Annotated in this window: 5 protein-coding genes; 3 read left to right on the forward strand and 2 right to left on the reverse strand. The window is 64.7% G+C overall.

All coding sequences use genetic code 11. The annotated features are described in order from the left end of the window. Positions 1 to 473, reverse strand: a 473-nt coding sequence (locus tag H7290_RS03190) for a Wzz/FepE/Etk N-terminal domain-containing protein (RefSeq protein WP_290512567.1), incomplete at its 3' end; no start/stop codon positions are given. Positions 474 to 781: 308 nt separating this feature from the next. Here H7290_RS03190 and H7290_RS03195 point away from each other — a divergent pair. Next, entirely contained in the window at positions 782 to 1,291 is a 510-nt protein-coding gene (locus tag H7290_RS03195; RefSeq protein WP_290512568.1) for a hypothetical protein, read from the forward strand. 112 nt (positions 1,292 to 1,403) lie between these two features. Next, positions 1,404 to 3,212: a DUF4012 domain-containing protein gene (locus H7290_RS03200; protein WP_290512569.1), complete on the forward strand. Its 1,809-nt coding sequence runs from the start codon at positions 1,404 to 1,406 to the stop codon at positions 3,210 to 3,212. A 51-nt stretch (positions 3,213 to 3,263) separates the two neighbouring features. Here the strand turns inward: H7290_RS03200 and H7290_RS03205 are convergent, their stop codons facing one another. Beyond that, positions 3,264 to 4,175, reverse strand: coding sequence for a LysR family transcriptional regulator (locus tag H7290_RS03205; RefSeq protein WP_290512570.1), 912 nt, complete (start codon positions 4,173 to 4,175; stop codon positions 3,264 to 3,266). A 76-nt stretch (positions 4,176 to 4,251) separates the two neighbouring features. Here H7290_RS03205 and H7290_RS03210 point away from each other — a divergent pair. Next, positions 4,252 to 4,474: EamA family transporter (locus H7290_RS03210; RefSeq protein WP_290512571.1), on the forward strand; the 223-nt coding region annotated here is incomplete at its 3' end.

Genomic DNA, 4,474 nt, shown 5'->3' on the forward strand with positions numbered 1-4,474 from the left:
ACGATGGACGCCTTAACTGGGGCCGCCGACTTACCAGGGGGTGTCTCGAGCTCGGCGACATATTTGACGAAGACTTGGGCAGTGGCCTGGGTGAGCCGCTTTGCCTCGGCCGGAGACGTGTCAGTGATTGAGATCCGCAGGACAACTGTGTCTGGCTCGACCGAAGCCTTGATCTTGGAGGCGAGCACGCGCGGGCTCACGTCGAGATTGAGCTCTTCGTCCACGCGACGCGAGATCTCCTCACCGTTCAACAAGCTCGCGTAGGACTTCACGCGCTGCTCCGAGAAGAGCCCGCCCTGGTAGGCATCCGAGTTGCCCGACTGTGACGTGGTGACGAACAGCCGGGCCGACGACTGATACATGCGAGTCGCAGTGGCTGTGTAGAGAAGTGCGATCACGATCGCGCCGATCGCCACCAGCCCGATCAGCAGCCAGCGCTGCCGAAGGATTCGCGTGTAGTCCTGAAGCTCCATGCCCTGCCTGTCGTCGGTCGTCGGGATTACCCTAACGACTTCACTCAGATAAAGCCGACTCGACCACTAACGCCGACTCGATCGCGCGATCTGACAGGTCGCGGCCCTGCTTGTGAGTTGAGATCTGCACCGCACCAGGCCGAGAGCTTATGGCCGGTTCTCATCGGAAACCCAATCGGCAGGGTAGTATCACGAGCGCACGAGCGCGGTTACCGACAACAAACGTGGCTATCGACAACCGCGTGCGGCCACACTACTGTTTATTTACAGCACTCCCACCAACATTTTTGAGTCCCTCGGAGGATCACATGCACAACCTCAAACTGAAGCTCGCGTCAGCAGCGGCGTCGGTGGCGGCTGTCGCGATCATGACAGCGGGATCAGCGCAGGCTGCATACGAAGACTCCACCATCGATTTCGCGATTTCAGATTCGACGCCGATCGAGGGTTCCACCTTCACCGTCAAGGCCTCGTCAAATGCGGACTGCGACTGGACGGCGGCATTCAACGGATCGACCGAGTCTGCCTCAGGCGAGAACATCAGCGCGGAGTTCACTGCTCCTTCAGTCGAGAAGGACACAGACTTCGCCCTGACAGTTCGTTGCTCGTACGACGAGAAGCCGGTCCTGACTGCGACTCGCACCGCCACCGTCACCGTTCTTGCCAAGGACTCAGTCGGCGGCGCCGACACTGACGAGAGCGGCGTCCTCCCCGACACCGGCGGCTTGGACGTCGAGTACCTCTGGGCCGGCGGCGCACTCATCCTGATCGGTGCGGGCGCCACGTTCGCGGCTCGCCGCAGGAGCGTCAAGGCATAGTCCTGACCATGCAATAGCCGACCTGATGTCCGGTTCCCGCATCCGCGGGGGCCGGGCATCAGTTCGTCACCGCCTTTCTGCCTGACCGACGCCACACAATGAAACTCGAGGGATGACCATGGCTGGCCGACGCTCGCGAAAATCGCCCCGTCGCGCACCCGCCTTCGTCAGCCGACGCGCAACCCTATGGACCCTCGCATCGGGCGGCCTCATCGTGCTGTGCATCGGTGCGCTGTTCGGCTACCAGGCGGTGAAGGCGCGGTCCGCACTGCAGCTCGCTGCGACGCAGGCTCAACAGCTGCAGAGCCAGGTCTCTGCCGGCGACGTGAAGACGGCTCGGACCACACTCAGCAAGCTGGAGTCATCCACCGGCAATGCCGAGTCGCACACCAGCGGAGTCCTCTGGAATGCCGGCGCCCACGCTCCGTTCTTCGGCCACAACGTCGAAGCAGTGCAGACCATCTCGCGCGTGCTCCATGAGCTCTCGCGAACGGGCCTCAAGCCAATCGTCGATGCGGCCGACTCGATCGACACCCAAGCGTTCAGCCCCTCCGACGGCAAGGTTGACGTCAAGGCCATCGCGGACATCGCTCCGGCGCTCAGCGTGGCCGATCGGTCGCTCACGTCAGGCATGCGGCAGCTCGAGGACGTGAACGCCGCGGATCTCATCGGCCCGCTGCAAGGGCCGGTGTCAGACCTCAAGTCCAAGCTCGCCAAGGCACAGCGAGCGGCCTCCTCCGGGGCGACGGCGGCCAAGGTCATGCCCACGATGCTAGGAGCGACGGGGTCGAGAAGTTATCTGCTCGTTTTTCAGAATCTTGCAGAGTCCCGGTCGACCGGCGGCATCGCCGGAGCATACGCGGTGGTCAAGGCCGAAGACGGCAAAGTCTCCTTGTCCAAGCAAGGAACTGGCTCTTCGTTCGGCTATTTCGATCAGCCAGTCGTCTCGCTGACCAAGGACGAGAAGAATCTCTACTCGAACCTCATGGCCTCATATTGGGCCGACGCGAACTTCACCCCGGACTTCGCCCGCAGCGGCGAGATCTACCGTGCCATGTATGCGGAGAGATCAGATCAAGAGGTCGACGGTGTCATCTCCGTAGACCCGGTGGCGCTGTCATACATCCTGAAGGCGACCGGCCCGATCAAGCTCGGCAACGACGCTGAGCTCACGTCAAAGAATGCGGTCGAGGTCCTGCTCAACAAGATCTATCTCGCAACTGGCGACAACCTCAGCCAGGACACCTTCTTCGCGGACGCCGCATCCAGGGTCTTTGACGCAGTTTCCTCCGGCAAGGCCGACCCACAGACGTTGCTGTCGGCCTTGGTGAAGTCTTCTCGGGAAAATCGCGTCCTGGTCTGGTCGCACGACAAGACGGAACAGGCTGTGCTGTCCGACACCCGCGTAGGCGGCACGCTGGCCAGCGACTCCGGAGCGACGCCCCACGTCGGGATCTACCTCAACGATGCGACCGCCACGAAGCTCGAGTACTACCTCGACCACAAGTCGTCCATGCACACCGACGTGTGCTCGAGTGGCGATGTCCAGACCATCCAGACCACCACCGTTCTCCGTTCCACGGTGCCGAAGGGTGGCAAGGGTCTGCCGGACTCGGTGACCGGACCGAGCAAGGACGGCAAGCAGGGCATCATGCGACTCAACGTTCGCGTGTATGCGCCGTATGGTGGCCGTATCGACGAAGTGACCGTCAACGACGATCCACAGACGATCCAGTCGGCCCGGCACGAACGCCGCAACGTCACCGTCGTGCCCGTGCGGCTCGAGCCAGGCCAGACAGTCACGGTGCGGACCGACCTCGTTACCGGAAAGGGCCAGCCCGACGACCCGATCCTGACTACCACCCCCACGGTCAACCCGACCCGCAACAACGTCGCCGTGGCGAGCGCCTGCCGACGCTAGCTCCGCAATGACGCCGGAGGACTGTGTGGACCCAGCAGGCGTGTTTGCTGCCTACGCGGACGCCGCCGCCGGCCTCGACTCGTGGCACTCCGGCGGGCGAGTGGCCCTCCGGGTGGCTGTGTCGGCGACGAGCTTCTCGAGCTTGGTCTGCACGTGCTGGCGGGCCTGGTTCTCGGTGCTGGCGCGGCGCCACAGCGAGCCGACCTGGCGCCGCGGGGTGGGGTTGACGACCGGTACGAGGCGTACGTCCGGCGGCAGCAGGACCCGGCCGAGCCGTGGCATCAGCGCGACCGCGACGCCGTGGCTGACGAGTGCCGCGTGGGTGCTGTAGTCGGCATCGTGGAACCGGATGTCGGGACGTGTGCCGTGCGCCGCGAACATCTGGACGAGCCACTCGTGGCAGATGCTTCCGGGGTGCGTGCTGACCCAGCGCTCACCAGTCAGGTCGGTCGTCTCGAGCTCGTCACGTCCGGCGAGCGGGTGATCGGCAGGCAGCAGGACGTCGGCCTGGTCGGCGAACAACGGGACGAGCGGCAGCGACGGCGGGATGTTCAGGGGCAGTGTGTTCCAGTCGTGCACGAGGGCAAGGTCGGCGCCGCCACGCTCGACGATCACGACGATCACGACGATCACGACGGACTCGCGCGGGTCGTTCTCGAGCAGCGTGACCTCGAGCTCGGGGGCCGAGACCTGCAGCCGGGCCAGCAGCGGCGCGACCAGGCCCCGGCAGGCGCTGGAGAACGAGGCGAGGCGGAACGACCCGGTCAGCGGACCCGGGGCGGCCGGGAGGTTCTCGACCCGCTCGAGCACCGGGGACCGGCTCTGCCGCCCGAGCCGCTTGATCTGCTGCGACACTGCCGACGGGGTGAAGCCGAGCTCGGCCGCGGCAGCGACGACGCTGCCATGGTCGTGGACGGCGATCAGCGAGCGCAGGGCGCCCAGGTCAATCGTCGAGTCGATCAATCATGAAGCACCCGTCCGTGATCCCATTCATCAAGCGTCGCTGGTGATACATCGTTCGGCAGGGGAGAATTGAGGCATGTCGCCCAAGCACAGCATGCTCGCAGTCCTGGTGATGCTGGTGTGGGGCGTCAACTTCGTGGTCATCGACGTGGGCCTCAAAGGCGTCCCACCGCTGCTCTTCCTCGCGATGCGGTTCACCCTGGTGGCCCTGCCGCTGGTGTTCTTCGTCCCGCGACCGCAGGCGGGCTGGCGCGACGTCGTCGCGATCGACGCGTTCATGAGCCTGGGCCAGTTCAGCC

Source organism: Aeromicrobium sp. (assembly GCF_014378035.1).
Lineage (GTDB): Bacteria > Actinomycetota > Actinomycetes > Propionibacteriales > Nocardioidaceae > Aeromicrobium.